The sequence below is a fragment of the Pseudomonas sp. R2-7-07 genome (genome assembly GCF_003852355.1).
Taxonomy (GTDB): Bacteria; Pseudomonadota; Gammaproteobacteria; order Pseudomonadales; family Pseudomonadaceae; genus Aquipseudomonas.
This window is the reverse complement of record NZ_CP027759.1, coordinates 1,803,048-1,824,863: the sequence shown is the minus strand read 5'-3', so window position 1 is coordinate 1,824,863 and position 21,816 is coordinate 1,803,048. Positions and strand designations below refer to the sequence as shown.

26 protein-coding genes are annotated in these 21,816 nt (G+C 56.7%); 14 read left to right on the top strand and 12 right to left on the bottom strand.

Features of this window, described 5'->3' with window-relative positions; translation table 11 throughout:
* The first annotated feature begins 25 nt into the window (after positions 1 to 25).
* The 5 genes from C4J86_RS08325 to C4J86_RS08305 all read left to right on the top strand — a co-directional run bounded on the left by C4J86_RS08325 (position 26) and on the right by C4J86_RS08305 (position 3,248).
* On the top strand, positions 26 to 439 hold the full coding sequence (locus C4J86_RS08325; RefSeq protein WP_124370056.1) for a hypothetical protein: 414 nt from the start codon (positions 26 to 28) through the stop codon (positions 437 to 439).
* A complete protein-coding gene (locus tag C4J86_RS08320; RefSeq protein WP_124370055.1) occupies positions 394 to 825 on the top strand; it encodes a hypothetical protein in 432 nt (143 codons plus the stop codon). Before C4J86_RS08325 ends, C4J86_RS08320 begins: the two co-directional genes overlap by 46 nt.
* Positions 822 to 1,526, top strand: coding sequence for a hypothetical protein (locus tag C4J86_RS08315; protein WP_124370054.1), 705 nt, complete (start codon positions 822 to 824; stop codon positions 1,524 to 1,526). Before C4J86_RS08320 ends, C4J86_RS08315 begins: the two co-directional genes overlap by 4 nt.
* A 484-nt stretch (positions 1,527 to 2,010) precedes the next feature.
* A complete protein-coding gene (locus C4J86_RS08310) occupies positions 2,011 to 2,742 on the top strand; it encodes an FRG domain-containing protein (RefSeq protein WP_124370053.1) in 732 nt (243 codons plus the stop codon).
* Entirely contained in the window at positions 2,739 to 3,248 is a 510-nt protein-coding gene (locus tag C4J86_RS08305) for a YfbU family protein (protein ID WP_206426329.1), read from the top strand. Before C4J86_RS08310 ends, C4J86_RS08305 begins: the two co-directional genes overlap by 4 nt.
* A 436-nt stretch (positions 3,249 to 3,684) precedes the next feature.
* On the opposite strand, the gene C4J86_RS08300 is transcribed toward C4J86_RS08305, so the two are convergent.
* The 3 genes from C4J86_RS08300 to C4J86_RS08290 form a co-directional block, all read right to left on the bottom strand.
* Positions 3,685 to 4,275 (bottom strand): HNH endonuclease, encoded by a 591-nt coding sequence (locus C4J86_RS08300; RefSeq protein ID WP_124370052.1) that lies wholly within the window; start codon positions 4,273 to 4,275, stop codon positions 3,685 to 3,687.
* Positions 4,276 to 4,464: 189 nt separating this feature from the next.
* Positions 4,465 to 4,773, bottom strand: a complete 309-nt coding sequence (locus C4J86_RS08295) for a BrnA antitoxin family protein (RefSeq protein WP_124370051.1) — start codon at positions 4,771 to 4,773, stop codon at positions 4,465 to 4,467.
* Complete coding sequence (locus C4J86_RS08290; RefSeq protein ID WP_124370050.1) at positions 4,751 to 5,026, bottom strand: BrnT family toxin; 276 nt, start codon at positions 5,024 to 5,026, stop codon at positions 4,751 to 4,753. Before C4J86_RS08290 ends, C4J86_RS08295 begins: the two co-directional genes overlap by 23 nt.
* A 174-nt stretch (positions 5,027 to 5,200) precedes the next feature.
* On the opposite strand from C4J86_RS08290, the gene dusA reads away from it, so the two are divergent.
* Entirely contained in the window at positions 5,201 to 6,187 is a 987-nt protein-coding gene (dusA, locus tag C4J86_RS08285; protein WP_124370049.1) for a tRNA dihydrouridine(20/20a) synthase DusA, read from the top strand.
* A 281-nt stretch (positions 6,188 to 6,468) separates the two neighbouring features.
* Positions 6,469 to 7,395, top strand: a complete 927-nt coding sequence (gene tal / locus C4J86_RS08280) for a transaldolase (protein WP_124370048.1) — start codon at positions 6,469 to 6,471, stop codon at positions 7,393 to 7,395.
* 201 nt (positions 7,396 to 7,596) lie between these two features.
* Here the strand turns inward: tal and rssC are convergent, their stop codons facing one another.
* Positions 7,597 to 8,079 (bottom strand): anti-sigma factor antagonist RssC, encoded by a 483-nt coding sequence (rssC, locus tag C4J86_RS08275; protein WP_003172602.1) that lies wholly within the window; start codon positions 8,077 to 8,079, stop codon positions 7,597 to 7,599.
* On the bottom strand, positions 8,079 to 9,260 hold the full coding sequence (gene rssB, locus C4J86_RS08270; RefSeq protein ID WP_110624244.1) for a two-component system response regulator RssB: 1,182 nt from the start codon (positions 9,258 to 9,260) through the stop codon (positions 8,079 to 8,081). Before rssB ends, rssC begins: the two co-directional genes overlap by 1 nt.
* Before the next feature lie 276 nt (positions 9,261 to 9,536).
* On the opposite strand from rssB, the gene C4J86_RS08260 reads away from it, so the two are divergent.
* Positions 9,537 to 9,833, top strand: coding sequence for a PilZ domain-containing protein (locus C4J86_RS08260; protein ID WP_124370047.1), 297 nt, complete (start codon positions 9,537 to 9,539; stop codon positions 9,831 to 9,833).
* A 62-nt stretch (positions 9,834 to 9,895) separates the two neighbouring features.
* Here C4J86_RS08260 and C4J86_RS08255 read toward each other — a convergent pair whose 3' ends face one another.
* Positions 9,896 to 10,585, bottom strand: a complete 690-nt coding sequence (locus tag C4J86_RS08255) for a VacJ family lipoprotein (RefSeq protein ID WP_057722960.1) — start codon at positions 10,583 to 10,585, stop codon at positions 9,896 to 9,898.
* Between the two features lie 196 nt (positions 10,586 to 10,781).
* On the opposite strand from C4J86_RS08255, the gene C4J86_RS08250 reads away from it, so the two are divergent.
* Complete coding sequence (locus C4J86_RS08250) at positions 10,782 to 11,390, top strand: HAD family phosphatase (protein WP_124370046.1); 609 nt, start codon at positions 10,782 to 10,784, stop codon at positions 11,388 to 11,390.
* A gap of 110 nt (positions 11,391 to 11,500) precedes the next feature.
* Entirely contained in the window at positions 11,501 to 11,767 is a 267-nt protein-coding gene (locus tag C4J86_RS08245; RefSeq protein WP_124370045.1) for a DUF4404 family protein, read from the top strand.
* 138 nt (positions 11,768 to 11,905) lie between these two features.
* Here the strand turns inward: C4J86_RS08245 and queF are convergent, their stop codons facing one another.
* Together queF and C4J86_RS08235 are read right to left on the bottom strand one after the other, a co-directional pair.
* On the bottom strand, positions 11,906 to 12,736 hold the full coding sequence (gene queF, locus C4J86_RS08240) for an NADPH-dependent 7-cyano-7-deazaguanine reductase QueF (protein ID WP_124370044.1): 831 nt from the start codon (positions 12,734 to 12,736) through the stop codon (positions 11,906 to 11,908).
* Positions 12,737 to 12,802: 66 nt separating this feature from the next.
* A complete protein-coding gene (locus C4J86_RS08235; protein ID WP_124370043.1) occupies positions 12,803 to 13,315 on the bottom strand; it encodes a plastocyanin/azurin family copper-binding protein in 513 nt (170 codons plus the stop codon).
* A gap of 155 nt (positions 13,316 to 13,470) precedes the next feature.
* On the opposite strand from C4J86_RS08235, the gene C4J86_RS08230 reads away from it, so the two are divergent.
* Positions 13,471 to 14,151 carry a heavy metal response regulator transcription factor gene (locus tag C4J86_RS08230; RefSeq protein ID WP_124370042.1) on the top strand — a complete coding sequence of 227 codons (681 nt, stop codon included), beginning with the start codon at positions 13,471 to 13,473 and terminating at the stop codon, positions 14,149 to 14,151.
* Positions 14,148 to 15,494 (top strand): heavy metal sensor histidine kinase, encoded by a 1,347-nt coding sequence (locus C4J86_RS08225; RefSeq protein ID WP_124370041.1) that lies wholly within the window; start codon positions 14,148 to 14,150, stop codon positions 15,492 to 15,494. The genes C4J86_RS08230 and C4J86_RS08225 overlap by 4 nt, the downstream gene beginning before the upstream one ends.
* A 99-nt stretch (positions 15,495 to 15,593) precedes the next feature.
* On the opposite strand, the gene C4J86_RS08220 is transcribed toward C4J86_RS08225, so the two are convergent.
* From C4J86_RS08220 to C4J86_RS08210, 3 genes are read right to left on the bottom strand one after another with little or no spacing between them, the layout of a single operon-like run.
* Complete coding sequence (locus C4J86_RS08220) at positions 15,594 to 16,838, bottom strand: lipoprotein-releasing ABC transporter permease subunit (RefSeq protein WP_124366282.1); 1,245 nt, start codon at positions 16,836 to 16,838, stop codon at positions 15,594 to 15,596.
* A gap of 60 nt (positions 16,839 to 16,898) precedes the next feature.
* Positions 16,899 to 17,582 (bottom strand): lipoprotein-releasing ABC transporter ATP-binding protein LolD, encoded by a 684-nt coding sequence (gene lolD, locus C4J86_RS08215; RefSeq protein ID WP_164484517.1) that lies wholly within the window; start codon positions 17,580 to 17,582, stop codon positions 16,899 to 16,901.
* 7 nt (positions 17,583 to 17,589) lie between these two features.
* Positions 17,590 to 18,840 (bottom strand): lipoprotein-releasing ABC transporter permease subunit, encoded by a 1,251-nt coding sequence (locus C4J86_RS08210; RefSeq protein WP_124366280.1) that lies wholly within the window; start codon positions 18,838 to 18,840, stop codon positions 17,590 to 17,592.
* Positions 18,841 to 18,934: 94 nt separating this feature from the next.
* On the opposite strand from C4J86_RS08210, the gene C4J86_RS08205 reads away from it, so the two are divergent.
* Positions 18,935 to 19,513: a PilZ domain-containing protein gene (locus tag C4J86_RS08205; protein WP_124370040.1), complete on the top strand. Its 579-nt coding sequence runs from the start codon at positions 18,935 to 18,937 to the stop codon at positions 19,511 to 19,513.
* Positions 19,514 to 19,557: 44 nt separating this feature from the next.
* On the top strand, positions 19,558 to 20,280 hold the full coding sequence (locus tag C4J86_RS08200) for a glycerophosphodiester phosphodiesterase family protein (protein WP_124361806.1): 723 nt from the start codon (positions 19,558 to 19,560) through the stop codon (positions 20,278 to 20,280).
* Positions 20,281 to 20,322: 42 nt separating this feature from the next.
* On the opposite strand, the gene sthA is transcribed toward C4J86_RS08200, so the two are convergent.
* Positions 20,323 to 21,717, bottom strand: coding sequence for a Si-specific NAD(P)(+) transhydrogenase (sthA, locus tag C4J86_RS08195; RefSeq protein WP_003189670.1), 1,395 nt, complete (start codon positions 21,715 to 21,717; stop codon positions 20,323 to 20,325).
* Positions 21,718 to 21,816: the final 99 nt, after the last annotated feature.

Below are 21,816 nucleotides of genomic sequence, written 5' to 3'. Positions count from 1 at the left end.
TACCTATCTGGAGTTGTAGTAGAAAATGGAATTCGACTTTTCGATTTTGTATGACACTGGCGAAAAAAAATTTGATGGCCTCGACATGTATTACGGCTCACGTTCAATGCAAGGCGTCGCAGAAACCATTGTAATCGCCACTCATGGCATTGTTAACGAACGATATATTTCTAAAACAACTGCAGCGAAAGGCTTTAAAAGTTCATTCAAATCAAGCTTCGAAGGTTCCTTCAAACAGCGATTCAAAATCACATTTACGAACCCAAAAACGATCAACAAGATCATAGATATAACCGCCAAGAGCTATATCGAGCTTTTAAAACACGCCATTCATGAAGCCATTGGTACTCCCACAGAGCTAACGCGACGCGGCTCAAAAAAACGTTTGATAGAATGTATTTTAGTGAAGACATTACCCACCGCCTATTTCCTGCTTTGAAAGAGGTTCACACACCCATTAAACACCAAGGATACAAAGCAACATTATTTGCCGCCCAAACCCCACTAGCGGACTTCAATAAAAAATCTTTAGAATACCTTGAAGAAGAAATAGTCAGCCCTGCACGCGAAATCTTAGTTGCCAGCATAAGTCGGTTTAACGCCAGAACAGGAACGGGGAGGCTCATTACAGAAATCAACGAGGATTCATATAGTTTTATTCCTGATACAAAACTATCAAAGGTAGTTAAACGATCCCTTATTGATAGCTTACAAGGGGTAGCCGCCGATATCTTCATCCCTGTCCTGGCGGAGGTCACCCGAATTACCATTAACGATGGTAGCACCAAATATTTCATACTGCATAGTGTTAGACCACACCCATGAAGCGCAATGTCGCCGTCATAGTTACAACTTTACTGGGCTCACTTTACTTTGCATATTTTTATCTCGCCAAAGAAGAAATAAGCGCTAGTTCACTAGGCACCCTTGGAGATTTCATCGGGGGAAATATAAACCCAGTACTAACATTTGTTACCACTATCTTACTAATAGAAACTCTATCACTACAAAGAAAAGCAACAAGTATTGCAGAAGAAGAGTCATCGGATGCCAAACGCACAATTAAAGAACAAGGTGAACTAATAAAAACGCAAATATTTGAAAGCTCATTTTTTAATCTTATAAATCTTTGCCTGGAAGAATATAAAAATTCCACGATAGAAAATAAAAAACATCCAATTCAAGGTTCAAAAGCGTTTAATACCATAGAAAGAAAATTTTCTGAACGCAAGAAAAAAGGAGAAAACCCCAGCGACATCTTAGACAGACTTGAACACGAGCACGGCGACGTCATTTTTAACGCAATTAAAACCTTTTCTACAATTTTTGGCTTTGTTAATGAAAATGCTCCTAACGGCACTCACGAACGATATATATCACTCGCTACAAAACTTACTCCAACACCAATAATATATCTAATATGCATAGCAAAACTTCATACTGACTGGCCGATTATAAAACCTTTCGATCAGGCAAATTTTTTCGAGAAAAAAGGCATTCCCAAACTAATTGCTGGTTACAGCTGAAATCTTAACCCGATGGGTGATTCAAGGAGACGGTAAGACCCAAACTCATCTCGATGTCCTCCCCATTGAACGATTCGACTGAACCTGTCCCATTGGCTCATTTAGCTCAGCCCATAATGCGTTCAACCCAGCGACAGTGCCTGTCGCTCCAATCCCAGTAACCACTGCAACCGACAACGTCTGATGCTGTGCGGACGAGAGCGCATGTAGGCAAATTGGAGAAGGATCATAGGGATATCGGGGTCAGACCACGATACCCTGCTTTGAGTTGGCAGAGGAAAAGCTAACGACTCACTCCCAGGCCCGGCTCACGACGACCTGCCCATCAATCAATGGATTCCTCAGGGTCTGACCCCGATATCTCCTTGCTCTCCTTGACCATCACCTAAAGGCGAACCTAAACCTTATCCCTCAGCCAATTGACAACCACATCTCAATTGAGATTGTATGTTCAATCTAAGGACATCAAAAAAAAGAGGGATGCATGTCAGCTTGGAATGAATTTCTAGCGCAAGTCCGCGACGCGGAGAAGGAACTTGGAAACCCCATTGAACCTTGGTATCGAGGTCACTCTAACCACACCTGGAAATTGACACCGAGCCTGCCACGCGAAAGTGATTGGCAAGCAAAAGAAAAAGAACTCTTTTATGAGTTTACAAAAACTGCTGCACGGCTCTATGACAAAAGGTCAGACGATTGGGAAACCTTGTTTGACATGCAGCATTACTGGATTCCAACTAGACTTCTAGACTGGACAACAGTTATGGGAGTTGCGATTGCATTCATCCTACATAGTGACTACTCAGACACAGAAGACAGTGCTCTGTTTATTCTTGACCCAATGGCCTTAAATCGACTGAGCGGCAGACACGACATAATTTCAGTACCAGAAGATAAGACTTACGAATATAAAAAAATATACTGGGAAAAAAGGCCATTCGAAATTGAACGCCCACTTGCAATACGGCCCAATCATATAAGCCCTCGACTTCAGGCTCAAAAAGGAACCTTCACTGTTTTTGGCACAGAAAACGCGCCATTTGAAACCGCAGCTGAAGCATGCTATCGAAAAGTCATACTTTCTAGTGATGCAAAAACTGAGGCCCGAGAATTTCTAAAATGGGCCAATCTAGACGAATACACAATATATCCTGACATAGTAGGAATGGCACGACACATTAAGAGCAAGATACTTTCACAAGGAAACACAAAATGATACAACTCACCAAGAAAGATCGCCTAATCTTAATAAACCAATATAAAATTTTGGCATCACTCGACAAAGACGACGAAAGTCACTACCTAGAATTAATACAAATACTCGAAAATGGTTATTCAATTTTTTATCCCATGATCGATGAGTGGATTGATCGTGACATGTCAGAAGAAGACGGCAAGTTTATTTTAAACATTCTTGATTTATATCGCGCAATTGAAGATGTAAAACGCGTAACCAAGAACCCTGAAATCCTAAATCATCGATACGCTTTTTTCAGAGGATTTGATGGAAACAATGAAACTCAATACATGGGATTCTGTCGATTCCTGATTGAAACACAAGGCAAGTTCCAAGAACAAAAACCTTATTTACTTAAGAACGACAACCTGAATAGCCACATGCCTATGACTGGAAAATATCGAGAAATGCTGAGTGTTTCCGAAGGAATTTCTGACATATGGAACATGTCACCAAAAGAAGTCTTAACTATTCTGAACGCATAAATCCTGACCCACCCACTGCAATGAATCACCGCTTAATAAGTTTACACCTAAAAACCGGGGGCTTTGCCCCCGCTGCTTTTTAGCTTTTCTAAAAAACAAAAAATACATATTTTTTGAAAAACTCACAATCATACCTAACGTTTACAAAAACCTAGTTGCTCACCCTCTAAACTGGGAAAATCAATATGATAAAACGTCTTCTCAGATATACCATACTGCAGCTATGGACACTTTTCATTTTTCCAAAAAAGGGGGACAGATTTATTTAATATTTGGAGGAACCCACTGGGATCATCGCGTACTACCACTAAAAAGGAATCGGCAAAGAGAAGATAGTGAGAGCAGAGGATCAGAGTATGCCGCGACGATTACGCTGGTTATGCTACGGAGAAAACGGCGAAACGGGCAGTGGATCAAGGATGGAACAGACCTGAGGTCAAAAATAACCCGGAAGGTTTGGCCTTAAAATGGCTAAAGCCATCTGTTCTGGACTACGAACCCAAATTTTATAGGCCATCACCAACCCAGTAATTTTATTTGCAGCGACTGCCTTATAGAGGTATTCGTAGCCCTGTACTCGGACGAAAAATCTAAGCATTCCATCGCTCAACGTAAAAAACTCATCGTGGTCTAAATCTAAAGCTTCTGAGGACTCAAGCAGCTTTCGATAGTAGAAGGCGATTTCGTCTTGGTCGTCACCCCCTTGAGCGCCTATCGGCAGCGTCATATCCGGCCGACCGTTAAATCCTTCGTGTGCAACCTTGTGGCATTCGTAACACAGCGTAATTCCGTTGCCGAGTTCATATCGCGCCTGCGAAAGCAATGTTCTTCTAAAAATATGATGCGCTTGGACCCGATCGTCAGAATTACAGACGACACACTGGTGTGTATCCCTAGCTCTGATAAACCGACTCCAAAGCGCAAGACACCATCTGTCTGAGCGGTTGTTATCAATTGCTCTATAGAGCCTATCTCTAAGCCTGATCAACTTTTCCTTATCGATGACAGAAACTTTCGAACAACTCACAACTCGCTCCTTAATTATCGTAGATTGATTGCGCCCGCCAGCCTCGTACCGCGCAGCTCCAACTAGAGATATATTTATGTTGAAACAACACCGAAAGGTAGCAAAAAACGGACAGATTTATTTATACCGTCGCTGAGAAAAAGCTAATCACAAGACAGCAAAAAGCCGCGTCATCCGCGGCTTTTTGCCTTAGGCCTTCAGTTCATCCGGTGTATGCGTCTTAAGCCAATCAGCCAAGGCGGCGTTCATTCGCGTTTGCCAGCCTGGTCCGGAAGCCCTGAATCGCTCCAGCACGTCAGCATCAAAACGAACATTAACGTGCTCTTTAGTGGCTACCGACTTTGGCCGCCCGCGCTTGGGTTTGAGCATTTCCTTCGCCTGAGCTTTGCCAAACAATCCCACAAGCACCTCGCTGGCTGGCTTGGCCTTAGCAAAGTCCTCAGCCGACCATTCCGGGTTAGCTGTATCGACCCTCTCAGGACTGGGTTTCTTGGTCATAATTTTTGACCTCCCGTTTGTTGGCTTTACGAAAGCTGATGACGTGGACCGCGTCACCCCGTGGGGTGAACACTACGACATGCAGCCGATCCCCTATGTATCCCATCGCCCGATAACGACACTCGCCATGTTCGAATCGATCATCTCCCAAGATCAAGGCCGTGGACCATTCAAAGTCCCGCACTAACGCAAACGGGAGTCCACGTTCTTCAACGTTACGAGCGTCTTTGGCTGGGTCATAGGTAATCTGCATGCGATTATCGTAGCCACAATAAATTATCAACACAAGGTTCGCGTCGAAAGCCTGACCGAGTGTGTATTCCGATTATCACCGAAGGTTAAATGGCTAGGCTTGAGAACCCGCCAAGTACCTGACAAGCATCCCTGATAAACTGCGCCCCATTCGTCTCGCCAACTCAGATCCCCCATGTCCCTACAAACCGCCCCACTCTCCCGCCGCTTCTCCGTCGCCCCCATGATGGATTGGACCGACCGCCACTGCCGGTACTTCCTGCGCTTGCTCTCCAAACACGCCCTGCTCTACACCGAGATGGTCACCACCGGCGCGATCCTCCATGGCGATCACGAGCGCTTCCTGCGCCACAGCGATGCCGAGCACCCGTTGGCGTTGCAATTAGGCGGCAGTGTCCCCGCCGATCTGGCCGCCTGTGCGCGTATGGCCGAAGCAGCCGGTTACGACGAAGTGAACCTGAACGTCGGCTGCCCCAGCGACCGGGTGCAGAACAACATGATCGGCGCGATCCTGATGGCTCACCCTGCGCTGGTAGCCGATTGCGTGAAGGCGATGCGCGATGCGGTGTCGATTCCGGTGACGGTCAAGCACCGTATCGGCATCAATGGCCGGGACAGTTATGCCGAGCTGTGTGATTTTGTTGGCACGGTGAAGGAAGCGGGCTGCACCAGTTTTACCGTGCATGCGCGGATTGCGATTCTGGAGGGGTTGTCGCCGAAGGAGAATCGGGACATTCCGCCGTTGCGGTATGACGTCGCGGCGAAGTTGAAGCAGGATTTCCCGGAGCTTGAGTTTATTCTCAACGGTGGGATCAAGACGTTGGAGCAGTGTCAGGAGCATTTGCAGACGTTTGACGGGGTGATGCTGGGGCGGGAGGCTTATCACAATCCATATCTGTTGGCGCAGGTGGATCAGCGCTTGTTTGGCAGTGAGGCGCCGGTGATTAGCCGGGCGGAGGCGTTGGCGCAGTTGCGGCCTTATATTGCTGAGCATTTGGCCAGTGGTGGGACGATGCATCACATTACTCGGCATGTGTTGGGGTTGGGCACTGGTTTTCCGGGGGCGCGCAGGTTCAGGCAGTTGTTGTCGGTGGATATTCATAAGGCGGCGGATCCGTTGGCGTTGCTGGATCAGGCTGGGGAGTTGTTGGAAGGGCGGTGACTGGTTGGCTTGCAGCGGGTCAGTTAGTTTTGGATTGGCTGATACATTGCTATCGGGGGCAAGCCCCCTCCCACATTTGGTGCGGTGTGCGGCTATGAAGGCGCTATCGGGCAGTTGGGTTGAACCTGGCGGCGGTTTTGCCCTCCTATTGAGCAGTACGACCGCCATTCATACGGCGGTTTTCAGGTTGTTGCCCTCGCAAACGACCTAACGCATTTGCGCCCTTGAGCGCCTGCCAGCGCTCGGGTAATGTCATCAGACCCACAGGACAGAGCACGCCCATGACTTCCAAGCTGGAACAACTCAAGCAATTCACCACCGTCGTAGCCGATACCGGCGATTTTTCTACCCTCGCCAAGCTCAAGCCGCAAGACGCGACCACTAACCCTTCCCTGCTGCTCAAGGCTTCGTCGATCGCAGGCTACGCCAAGCTGCTGGATGAATGTGTGCAGGACTGCAACGGCGACGTGGGCCTGGCCAGTGACCGTTTCGCAGTGGCGGTTGGCCAGGAGATCCTTAAAGTCGTACCGGGCCGTATTTCCACTGAGGTGGACGCCCGTCTATCGTTTGACGAAGAAGCGATCCTCAAGCGTGCGCACCGTCTGATCGATCTGTACGACAAGGCCGGCGTTAGCCGTGACCGTGTGCTGATCAAGATCGCGTCCACCTGGGAAGGTATCCGCGCAGCGGAAAAACTGGAAAAAGAAGGCATCCAGACCAACCTGACGTTGCTGTTCTCCTTCGCCCAGGCCGTGGCGTGCGCTGAAGCAGGTGTGTTCCTGATTTCGCCGTTCGTGGGCCGTATCTACGATTGGTACAAGAAGGCCAACGGCAACGACTACACCGGTTCCGATGACCCGGGCGTGCAGTCGGTGACGCGCATCTACAACTACTACAAAGCCAATGGCTACAAGACCGTGGTGATGGGTGCGAGCTTCCGTAACCTGAGCCAGATCGAGGAGTTGGCCGGGTGTGATCGCCTGACCATCAGCCCGGACTTGCTGGAGAAGCTGGCGGCGGATGAAGGCAAGCTGGAACGCAAGTTGGCGCCAGGGCACGCAGGTGAAGCGCGGGTGCATATGACTGAAGCGCAGTTCCGTTGGGAATCCAACGAAGATGCCATGGCGACTGAGAAGCTGGCGGAGGGGATTCGTCAGTTTGCTCGGGACCAGGAGAAGCTGGAGGCGTTGTTGTCGGCCAAGCTGTAAAAGCGCAGGCGGCAAAAAGGGCGGCACCCTGGCGGGTGCCGCCCTTTTTTGTGGGCGCCTGTCTCAAGTTTGTCGCAGGTCACACTGTGGGAGGGGGCTTGCTCCCGATGGCAGAGTGTCAGTCAGCTTATTCATAACTGACACATCGCTATCGGGGGCAAGCCCCCTCCCACATTGGAATGTGTTTCGACAGGAAAGCCGTCAGTGGCGTTCCAGAGCGTTGACGAGGTCGTGGAAGGCTTCGCGGTTGGACTCGTTCAAGCCCATCAGGATCTTGTGCGCTTCCAGCACCTTGACCCGTACGACTTCCTCGGACTGATCCTGTGAAGGCAGGTCGGTCAGGCATTCCGGGCAGGGGATCGGGCGGTCAACGATGTTGAACACCTGGTCGAAGCCCATGGACTGCAGCAGCCGGGTGATGTCTTCGTGGGTGGTGACGACGGTCGGCAACAGGCCCACCTTCTGCCGAGACAGAATGGACAACTTGGCCAGCAGGCCCAGGGTGGTGCTATCGATGCTGCGGGTTTCGGTCAGATCGATCACGATCGCCGAGAAGTTCAGCGCTGTGAAGATCCGCTCAATCGTCGCATCCAGCGCCGAACACAAGGTCAGGCGCACTTCACCGACAAATTTCAGGACGAAGGTCCCGTCTTGCTCGGCGAATTGGATTCTTCCGGTACTCATCAAAGATTCCTGCTCAACACCAATAGGGCGATATCATCCGGCATCTCCCCTAGCGTGGCCAATCCAAAAACCTGCCGCAGACCATCCAGGCTGCCGCCCGCCGACTTGACCTTTTGGGGCAAGGCGGCTTCTTTCTCTTTGAGTGTAGGCTCTGGAAGAAGGTCCAGGATACCGTCGGACATCAGCGTCAGGCTGAAAGTCGGCGGCAGTTCCAGGATGTGGTCTTCGTAGGTGGCTTCATTGAACAAGCCCACCGGCAGGCCACGCCCTTCCAGGTAACGCACACTGTCAGGAGTGTATAGAACCGGCATCGGCAGGTGACCGCCAATGCTGTAGGTCAAAAGACCGGTTTCTTCATCAATCACGCCGCCGACCATCGTCACGTGCTTGCCCAGCTTACAGCTGATCAGGCCCCGGTTGATGTGGCCCAGCACCTCGGAGGGGGTGAACTCGGGCAAGGTACCGTTGCGCTTGGACTCGAACAGCAACCGCGTCGTCATGAACTTCAACAACACGGTGACGAACGCTGAGGACGCACCGTGGCCGGACACGTCGGCCAGGTAGAACGCCACACGCCGCTCATCCACTCGGAAATAGTCGACGAAATCACCCGACAGGTACAGCGACGGGATGATCTGGTGGGCAAACTTGAATTCGTCAATGGTCCACGGACTGACCGGCAGCATGTTCATCTGCACCTGGCGACCGGCGTTCTGGTCTTCCTGGAGCAGGTTCAGGCTGGCTTCGAGCTCGCGGTTGGCGGTCTCGAGTTTTTCGCGGTAGCGCTGGTTTTCCAGCAACAGCCGGGCACGGTCCAGGGCGCGGCGCACCGAGTGCTCCAGCACGGCCAGGTCTTCCAGGGGCTTGATCAGGTAATCGGCGGCGCCCAGGCGCAGGGCTTCAACGGCGTCATTCATGACCCCGGCACCGGACACGACAATCACCGGCGTCTGCGGAGCACGCTCGGTCACCTGGCGAATCAGCTCGAGGCCGCCCATTTGGGGCATGCGCAAGTCGCAGATCACAAGGTCGGGCTTGTCGCGCTCGAATACCTGGAGACCCTGTTGGCCGTTGCTGGCCTGCAGGACGCTGAAGCCACTGTCTTCCAAATAGGCCGCGAGGCTCGCGCGCACTACTTCGTCGTCATCGATTATCAGCAGCGTGGCACTGGTTTTTTGCATGTGGGCAAACGGCGCCAGAATTAGGTTGGCGTAGGCGGCGCGGCAATGGCCGTGCTCACGTACTGGATTCGCTTTCTAGCCTCTCTGTCCTACAAAGCATTGGGATTTCGCCCATGCACAACGGTAAAGCAGAGGTGCCCTTCTAAGGCGCAGACGGTACTCCCATCCGTGAGGGGTTTCAAGCTCATGCCGATGGTCGCCGGGCGTCTTTACACCGCAAATCACCGGGAGTTATAAGAACGCTCATCACCACAACGCAAAGTAAGGATGGACTCAGTGAGCGAACACGAGCGCGACTACGCCGAAAAACGTGACTTCATCCGCATGCGTGTGGATGCCGATGTGTCCTTGATCCACGCTGGCCAGGAGATCGAAGGGATGTGCCTGGACCTGTCCAGCTCCGGCATGCAGGTGCAGGCACCTCGCCAGTTCAACGTGGGCGACCTGCTCACCGTGCGCATCGATTCAGAGCACGCCGCACTCAAGGGCCTTGAGGCCGATACCGAGGTGGTGTGGACCAAGGCTGCCGGCGATGAGCAGCACCTGGGCCTCAGAATCCTGAAAATGCGCTGATATGCGCCCACAAAAAAGGCGACCGTTCAAAGGTCGCCTTTTTCATTTCAAAACGTCTCAGCTTAAAAGTCGTCGACGACCTTGCCGTCCTTGACCTTGAACTCACGGTTCTGCAGGTAGGCGTTTCGGATAAAGGTGTACTTGTCGCCGCTGATCAGCTTTTCGCTGTCGAGCAGGCTGGCACGGGTGTCGACCACGTTCAGGCCGAAGGTGCTGTTGCGCCAGCCGATATCGTTCATGTAACGGTACGGTTGGGTGTAGCTGTCCACGTATTTGGACGGCGCATCGCGCAAGGTGCTTGGGCCCAGCAATGGGATCATCACGTAGGGACCGCTGCCGACGCCCCAGTAGCCGAGGGTCTGGCCGAAGTCTTCATCGCTACGCTGCAGCCCCATTTTGGTGCCGACATCGATGAAGCCCAGTACGCCGAATGTGGTGTTGACCAACAGGCGAGCCGTGTCGACGCCAGCATTGTGAGGCTTGAGCTGCAGGACGTTGTTGGCCAGGTTGCCGACATCGCCGATGTTGCGGAAGAAGTTGTGAACGCCGTCCTGCACGAATTGCGGGGTGACGAACTGATAGCCTTGGGCGATTGGCTTGAGGGCGTAGGTGTCAACGGTGTCGTTGAAGGTGAAGATCGGGCGGTTGACGCTTTCCCATGGGTCGTCTTCGGTCGCTGCTTGGGCGGCGAACGGGGCCAACAGGACGGTGGCACACACCGATAGCTGAGCGAAGTACTGGCTCCAGCGCATAGCTTTTGCTCCTTGAATAGTCTGTCATGGGCGCTATGCCCTGAATAAGGCCGTCAGTATATGACGGAAGTGTCGATTTAGGCACTCGCAAGGAAACGACTTTCATGATTTGGACAAAATTCCTACAAATACCCACCTGTGTCATCCACTTGTCATGCCATCCCGATAGCGTTGTAACTATTTCAGGGACGTTCAGATGCCGCATGCCGAGATAGCCGTCACCACTGCCCCCGCGTTGACTGCCGTGTTGTTTGGTTTGAGTGGCTGCCTGGTGGATTTCGGTTCCCAGGCGCGCAGCGACTCCCCTTCCCCCGATTCCCAGACCACACCCGGGGCCCTGAAAATTCTGCGCAGCCTGAAGGAACAAGGCGTGCCCTGCGCCTGGCTGGATGAATTGCCGCCCTCGATCACTACGTCACTGGCCGCCACCCTGCCCGCCTGGCTCAAGGCCGCCTCGCCCTCCGCCATCCGCTGGCCGGCGCCCCATGCCTGCTGGGAGGCCTTGATGGAGCTGAATATCACACGCCTGGACGGTTGCGTGCTGGTCAGCGGCGAGCCGCGACTGCTGCAATCGGGCCTGAATGCCGGCTTGTGGACCATCGGCCTGGCGTCCTGCGGCTCCCTGTGCGGCGTCGCGCCGCAGCAGTGGCAAGCACTGAGCGACAAGGAACGCGAGCACAAGCGCGGCAAGGCCACCGTGGCGCTCTATGGATTAGGCGTGCACTCAGTGATCGATCACCTCGGTGAACTCGGCACCTGCCTGGCCGACATCCGCCTGCGCCGGCTCAAAGGCGAGAAGCCCTGACAAGGATCATGCACGGTTGGCCGCAGTGGATTAATCTACAGGTCAGTTCGTAGACCTTTCCCGGCGTGCCGCGGTCTATGCCAGTGACTATCGATAAAAGGAAGAACGTCATGCCTGATCGCAAAAAGCTGGAAGAGCAGATCGAGATCCTGCGTGGGCAGTTGGAACAGGAGCCACCGCTGTCGCCTGAAAAACGTGAAGCGTTGGAGGAGTTGATTGCCAAGTTCGAAGTGCAACTTGAATTGGAACCGGCCACCCAAACGCCGAGCATTTCCGACGATGTGAATCAAGCGGCCATAGAGTTCGACGCTGAGCACCCGGTCATTTCCGGGACCTTGCGCAATATCATGATCACCCTGGGCAATATCGGGATCTAATCTGAACCCAAGTCCGGCGCAAAAGCAAAATGTGGGAGGGGGCTTGCTCCCGATAGCAGAGTGTCAGTCACAGCATCTGTGCCTGAACCTCTGCTATCGGGAGCAAGCCCCCTCCCACATTGGGTATGGTGCGCAGGCTTACTGGCGCGCCAGGCGTACGTTCTGGAACGCCACCTCTTCGGTGCTGCGATACGGGTTGATATCCAACCCGCCCCGCCGCACATACCGCGCATACACGGTCAACTTCGCCGGTTTGAGCAAGCGCTGCAGGTCCAGGAAGATGCGTTCCACGCACTGCTCATGGAAGTCCGAGTGCTGGCGAAAGCTCACCAGGTATTCCAGCAGGCTGGCGTGATCCAGCGCCGCGCCACGGTACTCCACCACCACGCTGCCCCAATCGGGCTGGCTGGTGACTGGGCAGTTGGATTTGAGCAGGTGGCTGTGCACGCTCTCCTCCACCACCCGCGAATCGTCACAGCGCAACAATTCCGGACGCGGGTGCTCGTAGCTGCTGACGTTGATATCCAGATCATCGATGCACACACCCGGCAACGCCATCACACCCTCAGCCTCGATCTCGGCCAGGCTGCGAATGCGCACGCTCACCGGTTTGCCGGCGGCGGCACTGAGGTCGGCGCGCAAGGTGGCTTCCAGACTCGGCGTATCGGCAAACGCGGTCTGGTTCAACGAGTTGAGGTACAGCTTGAAGGACTTGGACTCGATGATGTTCGGCGAGTCGGCCGGGATGCTGAACTCACCGATGGCCACCACCGGTTTACCGGACGGCAGCAACCAGGACAGTTCGAAGCAGTTCCAGAAATCCACGCCCTTGTAAGGCAGGGTCTCGGCGCTCAGGCCCAGCTCGGCCCACTTGGCGGCGCGAGGGATCGGGAACAGCAACGAAGGGGTATAAGTGGAGATGTATTCACTGGACTTGCCCAGCGGCGAATGTTCGGCTGCGGGATGCATGGCGGAAACCTGGCTAAATAAACCGCACAAGTCTACCAGCCTTTGCCCGCGCCCTTAAGGAACGCCTTACTCAACGGTCAGTTTGCCGACCATGCCCGCCTGGTAATGCCCGGGAAGATTGCAGGCGAACTCAAGGTCAGTGGCTTTGGAGAACTTCCAGGTCAGCTCGGCGGTTTTGCCGGGCTCGACCAGCACACTGTTCGGATCATCGTGCTTCATCGCGCCATGGTCCATTTTACTGTGGTCCATTTCTCCCATACCGGTGGCCGTAAGCATGCCGCTGGCCTGCATCTGTAACATTTCCTTCTGGTGTTCGGCATGCATGGCCGCGTCGCCGAGGTTGAACTCATGCAGCAACCGGCCTTTATTGACCAGCACAAAGCGCACCGTCTCACCGGCCTTGACGTCAAGGGACTTGGGCGAAAAAGAAATGTCCTGCAGGGTCACTTCAACCGTGCGTGTGGCCTTGTCCGCAGTGGCCGGCTGGCCGAAAGCATAGGTGTGGGCCCCATCGGCGACGGCATCGAAACTCAGGGCCAACAGGCAGCCCGCCAGGAACACAGGTGTACGCAACGCCATCTTTGACTCTCCAAATGGGTGACTCGCTTGGCCAGCACTTTAAGAGGGCCTCGCTGCCAGCCAACTGACTGCTAGATTACAACTTTGTCAGGTTACCCCTTTACCTGGGAGCCCGCGGTATAAAGTCCGGCGCCCACCGCTGCCAAGAGTCGCCCATGAAACTGCTGATTGTCGAAGACCAACCGAAAACCGGCCACTATCTGCGCCAGGGCCTGGCCGAAGCCGGGTTTACCACCGAACTGGTGGCCGACGGTATCAGCGGGCAGCACCTGGCGCTGACTGGCGACTATGACTTATTGATCCTCGATGTGATGCTGCCCGGTCGTGACGGCTGGCAAATCCTGCAAGCGGTGCGCAGTGCCGGCCTGGACATTCCGGTGTTGTTCCTCACCGCGCGCGATGCGGTGGCGGATCGCGTGCACGGCCTGGAGCTGGGCGCCGACGATTATCTGGTCAAGCCCTTCGCCTTTTCCGAACTGCTCGCCCGCGTACGCAGCCTGTTACGGCGCGGCAGCAGTGCACCGCAGGAAACCAGCCTGCAACTGGCCGACCTGCGCCTGGACCTGATCCGTCGCCGCGTCGAGCGCAGCGGCCAGCGTATCGACCTCACCGCCAAGGAATTCGCCCTGCTCGAGCTGCTGCTGCGCCGCCAGGGCGAAGTGCTGCCCAAGTCGCTGATCGCCTCGCAGGTGTGGGACATGAATTTCGACAGCGACACTAACATCATCGAAGTGGCGATCCGCCGCCTGCGCCTGAAAGTCGACGACGCCTTTCCCAACAAGCTGATCCACACCGTGCGCGGCATGGGCTATGTACTCGAGGAGCGCTTCACTTGATCAAGCGTTTGTCCCTCGCCAGCCGCCTGGCGCTGCTGTTTGCCGCCTGCACCGCCGTGGTCTCGCTGCTGGCCGGCGTGCTGTTCAACCATGCCAGCGAGGCGCACTTCATCGAGCTGGACCAGCAGCAATTGGACAGCAAACTCGTGGCGCTGCGCAGCACGTTGCAGGGGGTCGACTCGCCGCACGCGTTCGCCCAGCGCGAACCCCAACTGCGCGCCGACCTCAGCCATCAACCCGACCTCGCCTTGCGCATCACGGCGGCCGGCCAGCGCTGGCTTGACGATGCGCCGGGCGTGGCGTTGCCCGAGGCCCCCGGCCTGCATAGCCTGCAGAACGCTGGCACCGCCTACCGGGTGTATAACGCGCCGCTGAACCCTGGCCAACCCGGCTCGGCGCAATTGACCCTGATACTCGACATCACCCACCACCAGCATTTCCTGCAACGCATGCAGCGCTTGATCTGGCTGACCGTCGGCCTGTCGGCCCTGGCCACCGCACTGCTCGGCGCCTGGGCGGCGCGCAGCGGGTTGCGGCCATTGCGGCGCGTGGCTGAAGTCGCCGCCGGCGTGTCCGCGCATTCCCTGACGCAACGCTTGCCGCAACAGCAAATGCCAGCAGAACTGGCGGAGCTGGCCCAAACCTTCAATGCCATGCTGGGCCGGCTGGACGATGCGTTCCAGCGCCTCTCGGCCTTCTCCGCCGATATCGCCCACGAGTTGCGCACACCGCTGTCGAACCTGCTGACCCAGACCCAGGTCATCCTGACCCAGCCGCGCCCCTTGGAGGACTACCGCGAAGCGCTGCACAGCAACCTGGAGGAACTGCAGTGGATGGCGCAGTTGGTGAACGACATGCTGTACCTGGCCAAGGCCGATCACGGTTTGCTGGTGCCCAAGCGCGAACCTTTGGCGCTGGCCGATGAAGTGGAGGCGTTGTTGGAGTTTTTTGCGTTGCTGGCTGAAGACGCCCACGTCAGCCTGGTGCGAGAAGGCACAGCCCATACGATGGGTGATCGCGGTATGTTGCGTCGGGCGCTGTCGAACCTGCTCGATAACGCGCTGCGATTTACGCCAGCGGGCGGCGAAGTGCGGGTACGCATGGTGGACGGCGTGACACTCACGATTGAGAACACCGGGGAAGGCATTCCAGCGCAGTTGTTACCGCGGTTGTTCGATCGGTTCTACCGGGCCGACCCGGCGCGCCATGAAGGCAGCAGCGAACACGCGGGGCTGGGGTTGGCGATTACCCAGTCGATAGTGCGGGCGCATGGGGGGCGGATTTTTTGTGAGTCCGGGGTGGGGTGGACGCGGTTTGTGATCGAGTTGTCCCAGGGGGATTGATGCAGGCTGGGCCAGCCCTATCGGGAGCAAGCCCCCTCCCACATTTGAAATGCATTCCAAGTGTGGGAGGGGGCTTGCCCCCGATAGCGGTCTCAAATACTACGAATACCTGAGGGCATGCGCCGGCTCGATCTTCGCAGCCCGATACGCCGGGTAAATGGTCGCCAGAAAGCTCAACACAAACCCCGCCGAGCAAATCAGCAACACATCCCCACCTTGCAGTTCGGACGGCAGGTTGCTGACGAAGTACACATCCGAGCTGAAGATATGTTGCCCGCTCACCCGCTCCAGCCAGCCCACCAGTTCGCTCACGTTCAGCGCCGCAATCACCCCCAGCACGCCGCCGATCAGGGTGCCGACGACGCCGATTACCGTGCCCTGCACCATGAAGATCGCCATGATCTGGCGGGGCGTGGCGCCGATGGTGCGCAGGATCGCGATGTCCGCGCCCTTGTCGTTCACCACCATGATCAAGGTGGCAATGATGTTGAACGCGGCCACCGCGACGATCATCAGCAACAGCAGGCCGATCATGGTCTTTTCCATTTTCATCGCGCTGAACAGGCTGCCCTGGGTGTGGGTCCAGTCGTCCGCCTTATACGCCGCGCCGAGGCTGGCGGCGATATCGGCCGAGACCTTGGGCGCCGCGTACAGGTCCGTCACCGCCAGGCGTACGCTCTGCACCTGGTTGGGTTGCCAATGCTGGATTTCGGCCGCGTCGGCCTTGTTGATCAAGGCCATGGAGCCGTCCAGCTCGGCGCCCACCTTGAAGATACCCACCACGTTCAAACGCTGCATGCGCGGGGTGATCCCTCCCGGCGCGGTGCTGATTTCCGGGACGATCAAGGTCAGTTTGTCGCCCACGTTCAGGCGAAAGCGGCGCGCGGTGATGTCGCCGATCACCACGCCAAACTCACCGGCTTTCAAGTCTTCCAGTTTGCCGCGCACGATATGCTGGGCCACGATCGACACCTTGCCTTCCTGGGCCGGGTCGACGCCGTTGATCTCAATCGGCTGCATCGCGCCCTTGTAGGAGAACATACCGTCCATCTGGGTGAACGGTACCGCTGCCGTGACCTGGGGGTTCTTCATTGCAGCGGCGGCCACCGGCTGCCAGTCATCGATCGGGTTCACCCCCACGATGGTGGCGTGGGGCACCATGCCGAGGATGCGCGAGCTCATTTCGCGCTGGAAGCCGTTCATCACCGAAAGCACCACGATCATCGCCAACACGCCCAGGGCGAGGCCGATCATCGAGGTCATCGAGATAAACGAGACAAAACGGTTGCGGCGCTTGGCGCGGGTATAGCGCGTGCCGATGAAAATCGATAACGGTCTGAACATTCGCGGGCACCGTTGAAAAAATGAAAAAGCCCGGTTTCAAAAAAACGGGCTTGCAACAGGTCAGATAGCGACCAGATGACCTTCCTGCAAGTGCAGTACTCGGTCCATCTGGCGGGCCATGCTCATGTCATGGGTCACCACCAGGAACGCGGTGCGCATCTGGGTGCTCAGTTCCAGCATCAAGTCCTTGATGCCCTGGGCCGTGTGGGAATCGAGGTTACCGGTGGGCTCATCGAGCATCACCAGCCCTGGGTTGTTCACCAGGGCACGGGCGATTGCCACGCGCTGGCGCTCGCCGCCGGACAGCTCGGCCGGTTTGTGCTCCAGGCGATGGCCGAGGCCGACGCGCTCCAGCAAGGCCGTGGCACGCTGGCGCGCCTCCGGGATCGCGGTCTTGCCGATCAACAGCGGCATGCACACGTTTTCCAGAGCGGTGAATTCCGGCAACAGGTGGTGGAATTGATACACGAAACCCAGCGAACGGTTGCGCAGTTGGCCGCGGGCCTTTTCATTCAAGGCGGACAGCTCTTCACCGGCCAGCCACACGCTGCCCTGGGACGGCGTATCAAGGCCGCCCAACAGGTTGAGCAAGGTACTTTTGCCGGAGCCGGAACTGCCGACGATCGCCACGCGCTCGCCCGGATGGAGTTCAAGCTGCAGGTTAGCCAGCACCACCACGGATTCCGGGCCTTCCTCGTAGGATTTGCCCAGGTTGCGGCAGCTCAGGATTGCTTTTTCACTCATGCCCGATTCACTCATAACGTAATGCCTGTGCTGGCTGGGTACGTGCCGCGCGCCAGGCTGGATACAGGGTGGCAAGGAAACTCAGGACCAACGCGGCGCCGCCCACCATCAACACGTCCTGGGCCTGAACCTGGGACGGCAAGTAGTCGATGAAGTAGACGTCGGCGTTGAGAAACTTGTGGCCGAGCACTTTTTCAAGCAAGGCGATGGCGGCGCTGACATTCAGTGCGGCCAGAATCCCCAAGGCGGTGCCGATCAGGGTGCCGACCACGCCGATCACCGTGCCTTGCACCATGAAGATCGCCATGATCTGCCCCGGCGTGGCGCCGAGGGTGCGCAGGATGGCGATGTCGCCCTTCTTGTCATTCACCACCATCACCAGCGTGGAGATGATGTTGAAGGCGGCCACGGCGACGATCAGCAGCAACAACAGGCCAATCATGGCTTTTTCCATGCGGATGGCCTGGTACAGGTTGCCGTGGGTGCGGGTCCAGTCGCGGGCGTAATACTGCGATTCGCCCAGATGCTGGGCGATTTCCCAGGCGCCGCGCGGTGCCTCGAACAGGTCGTTGAACTTCAGGCGCAGGCCCTGCACCTGGTCCGGCTGCCAGCGATGCAGGCGCGCCAGGTCTGTGAGGTTGGTCAAGCCGAGGTAGCCGTCGATCTCGCCGGCGCCGACGTGGAAGGTGCCGACCACGGTAAAGCGCTTCATGCGCGGGAACATGCCGGCCGGGGTCACGGTGACCTCCGGCGCAACGAAGGTCAGCTTGTCGCCGACGCCCACACCGAGCTTGGCAGCGGCCTTGTCGCCGATGACGATGCCGAAGCTGCCGGGCGCCAGATCGTCGAGTTTGCCCTGCAACATGAACTTGTCGATGATCGAGACGTTGCGCTCCTGGGCCGGGTCGACGGCATTGAGCAGGATTTTCTGCACCTTGCCGTCATTGGTCAGCAGGCCCTGCATCTGGGTAAACGGCGCAACGGCCAGCACCTTGGGGTTCTGCTTGACCTTGGCGGCCAGGCTTTGCCAGTCACTGATGGGCGCGTCGCCCTCGATGGTCGCGTGGGGCACCATGCCCAGCACGCGGGTGCGCATCTCATGATCGAAGCCGTTCATCACCGACAGCACCACAATCATCACGACCACGCCCAGGGCGAGACCGATCATCGAGGTCAGGGAAATGAACGACACAAAATGATTGCGACGCTTTGCACGGGTGTAACGCGTGCCAATAAATACGAAGAGAGGTCTGAACATGTCGGGGCTTGTTCGGAGGAAAAGAAGACGTCCCGGTGGCGGGGTCTGGTCAGCAGCTTTACACTCAGACCATTACCGTTACCTGGGGTTCGCCATGTCGACATTAGATGAAGAAGAGCGCCGCGAATACTACCGTATCGACGACATGATCGCACTCCAAATCAAACCCCTGTCGGCCCCCGACGCGGCGAGCAAGGAAGTGTTGCTGGATGATTCGCCGCTGTTCAATCTGCTCAGTGAACTGCACCTCAGCGAATTCGAGGCCCAGCACCTGCTGCGCCAGATCAACGAAAAAGACCGCAGCCTGGCGGCGTTCCTCAAAGTGCAGAACAAACGCCTGGACCTGCTCAGCCAGGTCATGGCTCGCGGCCTGCTCGGCGAGGTGGGCGCGCCGCAGCCGGTGATCATTTCCGAAGGCGGCATCGACTTCCAGCACCCTGTGGCGCTGGCCCCGGACACACACCTGGCGGTCAAGCTGGTGCTGATGCCCCAGGCCCTGGGCCTGTTGCTGCGCGCGCGGGTCACCCATTGCGACCCCAAGGGCGAGCGCTTTGACGTGGGCACGGAGTTCGAATCCATGACCGATGCCCAACGCCAACTGCTGGCGCGCTACATCCTGCAGAAACAGGCGCAGGAACGTCGCCTGGCGCGAGAACAAAGCGACGAACTCTGAATGCGTATTCACGACGCCAGCGAGCCTGGCGCAAAGGAGCAATTGTGACCCTGATTTACGGCCATCGCGGTGCCAAAGGCGAAGCACCGGAAAACACCCTGACCAGCTTTCAGGAATGCCTCAAACACGGCGTGCGCCGCTGCGAACTGGATCTGCACCTGTCCATGGACGGCGAGCTGATGGTCATCCACGACCCCACCCTCAAGCGCACCACTGACCGGCGCGGCAAAGTCGTCGAGTATTCGGCGGCGGACCTGGTGAAGATGGACGCACGCAAAGGCGGCCCAGGCTGGGTCAACCCATGCCCGATCCCGCGCCTGGAAGAGTTGTTCGAACAGTGCGACTTCGATCACTGGCAACTGGAAGTCAAAAGCGCTTCGCGCACTCGCGCCGCGACCACCGTGCTGGCGATCCGCGAGATGGCTGTGCGGTTTGGCCTGATGGACAAGGTCACAGTGACCTCAAGTTCACGGGAAGTGTTGAAAGCGGCGGTTGACCTCACCCCAGACCTGTCACGCGGGCTGGTGGCCGAATACGCCTGGCTCGACCCGTTGAAGGTCGCGCAGAACTACGGTTGTGAGTTCCTGGCATTGAACTGGACGTTGTGCACCCCCGAACGGCTGGAAAAAGCCCAGCGCCAGGGCCTGCACGTATCCGTTTGGACAGTCAACGAACCTGCGCTGATGCGCAGGCTCGCCGACTTCGGCGTAGATAGCCTGATTACAGACTTTCCCGGTTTGGCCACTGCCACCCTCGGGAATTACTGAAATCGGTCTCCCCGGCCGGCTCAGGCCACCGGCCGGAGCCGCTCAAAAAAGCCGGTTGAGGCCGTCGTAGGCCGCTACCCGATAGGCTTCAGCCATGGTCGGGTAGTTGAACGTGGTGTTTACAAAATACTTCAGGGTATTTTGCTCGCCGGGCTGGTTCATGATTGCCTGGCCGATGTGCACGATCTCCGACGCCTGATAGCCGAAGCAATGCACGCCGAGCACTTCCAGGGTCTCGCGGTGGAACAGAATCTTCAGCATGCCTTGCGGCTCACCGGCGATCTGCGCACGCGCCATGCTCTTGAAGAACGCCTTGCCCACTTCGTAAGGCACCTTGGCCTTGGTCAGTTCGTGTTCGTTCTTGCCGATCGAGCTGATCTCCGGAATGGTGTAGATCCCGGTCGGCACGTCGTTCACGTAGCGCCAGCTGCCGTTGTCGACAATGCTGCCAGCGGCAGAACGGCCCTGGTCATGGGCGGCGCTAGCCAGGCTGGGCCAGCCGATCACGTCACCGGCGCCGTAGATGTTCGGCACGCAGGTGCGGTAGTTCTCGTCCACTTCGATCTGGCCACGGCTGTTGACCTTGACCCCGATGTTTTCCATGCCCAGCTTGTCGGTGTTGCCGGTACGCCCGTTGCACCAGAGCAAGGCGTCGGCCTTGATCTTCTTGCCGGACTTGAGGTGCAGGATTACGCCGTTGTCCAGGCCTTCGACACGCTCGTACTCTTCGTTATGACGCACGGTGATGTTGTTGTTGCTGAAGTGGTAGCTCAACGCCTGGGAAATTTCCGAGTCGAGGAAGCTCAGCAACTGGTCGCGGTTGTCTACCAGCTCCACCAACACGCCCAGGCCGCTGAAGATAGAGGCGTATTCGCAGCCGATCACCCCGGCACCGTAGATGATCAGTTTGCGCGGGGTGTGGCCCAGGCTGAGGATGGTGTCGCTATCGTAGATACGCGGGTGGTGAAAATCGATGTCCGCCGGGCGATACGGGCGCGAACCGGTGGCGATGATGATGTGCTTGGCAACCAGCTTCTCGACCACGCCGTTGGCGCAGACCACTTCGACGGTTTGCTCGTCGGCGAAGCTGCCGGTGCCGAAGAACAGATCGACGCGATTACGGGCGTAGTAGCCGGTACGCGAAGCAACCTGCTTGGAGATGACCTTTTCAGCGCTCTTCAACACGTCCGGGAACGAAAACCAGCGTGGCTCGCCGATGGCCCGGAACATCGGGTTGGTGTTGAACTGCATGATCTGGCGCACGGAGTGACGCAACGCCTTGGACGGGATGGTACCCAGGTGGGTGCAGTTACCGCCGACCTGGCGACGGCTATCGACCATCGCCACCTTGCGCCCTGCTTTGGCAGCGTTCATCGCCGCGCCTTCTCCAGCCGGGCCGGAACCCAGTACCACCACGTCGTAGTTGTAGACAGCCATGCGTACTCCTCAGAACAGGCCAGGCGTACGGTTGGACGCCTGGCTAAATCATGCCGCGGCCAGCGGGCATGAAGGACAATTTGGCTCAAGTGTGTGAAC

Bases quoted from the DNA above. Each gene is read 5' to 3' on its own strand.
- C4J86_RS08220 (WP_124366282.1), bottom strand. From the start codon at position 16,838: ATGTTCAGACCGTTATCGATTTTCATCGGCACGCGCTATACCCGCGCC.
- lolD (WP_164484517.1), bottom strand. From the start codon at position 17,582: ATGAGTGAAAAAGCAATCCTGAGCTGCCGCAACCTGGGCAAATCCTAC.
- sthA (WP_003189670.1), bottom strand. From the start codon at position 21,717: ATGGCTGTCTACAACTACGACGTGGTGGTACTGGGTTCCGGCCCGGCT.
- C4J86_RS08310 (WP_124370053.1), top strand. From the start codon at position 2,011: ATGTCAGCTTGGAATGAATTTCTAGCGCAAGTCCGCGACGCGGAGAAG.
- rssC (WP_003172602.1), bottom strand. From the start codon at position 8,079: ATGAGTACCGGAAGAATCCAATTCGCCGAGCAAGACGGGACCTTCGTC.
- C4J86_RS08235 (WP_124370043.1), bottom strand. From the start codon at position 13,315: ATGGCGTTGCGTACACCTGTGTTCCTGGCGGGCTGCCTGTTGGCCCTG.
- C4J86_RS08250 (WP_124370046.1), top strand. From the start codon at position 10,782: ATGCCGCATGCCGAGATAGCCGTCACCACTGCCCCCGCGTTGACTGCC.
- queF (WP_124370044.1), bottom strand. From the start codon at position 12,736: ATGCATCCCGCAGCCGAACATTCGCCGCTGGGCAAGTCCAGTGAATAC.
- C4J86_RS08325 (WP_124370056.1), top strand. From the start codon at position 26: ATGGAATTCGACTTTTCGATTTTGTATGACACTGGCGAAAAAAAATTT.
- C4J86_RS08230 (WP_124370042.1), top strand. From the start codon at position 13,471: ATGAAACTGCTGATTGTCGAAGACCAACCGAAAACCGGCCACTATCTG.
- C4J86_RS08210 (WP_124366280.1), bottom strand. From the start codon at position 18,840: ATGTTCAGACCTCTCTTCGTATTTATTGGCACGCGTTACACCCGTGCA.
- C4J86_RS08290 (WP_124370050.1), bottom strand. From the start codon at position 5,026: ATGCAGATTACCTATGACCCAGCCAAAGACGCTCGTAACGTTGAAGAA.
- C4J86_RS08320 (WP_124370055.1), top strand. From the start codon at position 394: ATGTATTTTAGTGAAGACATTACCCACCGCCTATTTCCTGCTTTGAAA.
- tal (WP_124370048.1), top strand. From the start codon at position 6,469: ATGACTTCCAAGCTGGAACAACTCAAGCAATTCACCACCGTCGTAGCC.
- C4J86_RS08245 (WP_124370045.1), top strand. From the start codon at position 11,501: ATGCCTGATCGCAAAAAGCTGGAAGAGCAGATCGAGATCCTGCGTGGG.
- dusA (WP_124370049.1), top strand. From the start codon at position 5,201: ATGTCCCTACAAACCGCCCCACTCTCCCGCCGCTTCTCCGTCGCCCCC.
- C4J86_RS08205 (WP_124370040.1), top strand. From the start codon at position 18,935: ATGTCGACATTAGATGAAGAAGAGCGCCGCGAATACTACCGTATCGAC.
- rssB (WP_110624244.1), bottom strand. From the start codon at position 9,260: ATGCAAAAAACCAGTGCCACGCTGCTGATAATCGATGACGACGAAGTA.
- C4J86_RS08305 (WP_206426329.1), top strand. From the start codon at position 2,739: ATGATACAACTCACCAAGAAAGATCGCCTAATCTTAATAAACCAATAT.
- C4J86_RS08315 (WP_124370054.1), top strand. From the start codon at position 822: ATGAAGCGCAATGTCGCCGTCATAGTTACAACTTTACTGGGCTCACTT.
- C4J86_RS08295 (WP_124370051.1), bottom strand. From the start codon at position 4,773: ATGACCAAGAAACCCAGTCCTGAGAGGGTCGATACAGCTAACCCGGAA.
- C4J86_RS08255 (WP_057722960.1), bottom strand. From the start codon at position 10,585: ATGCGCTGGAGCCAGTACTTCGCTCAGCTATCGGTGTGTGCCACCGTC.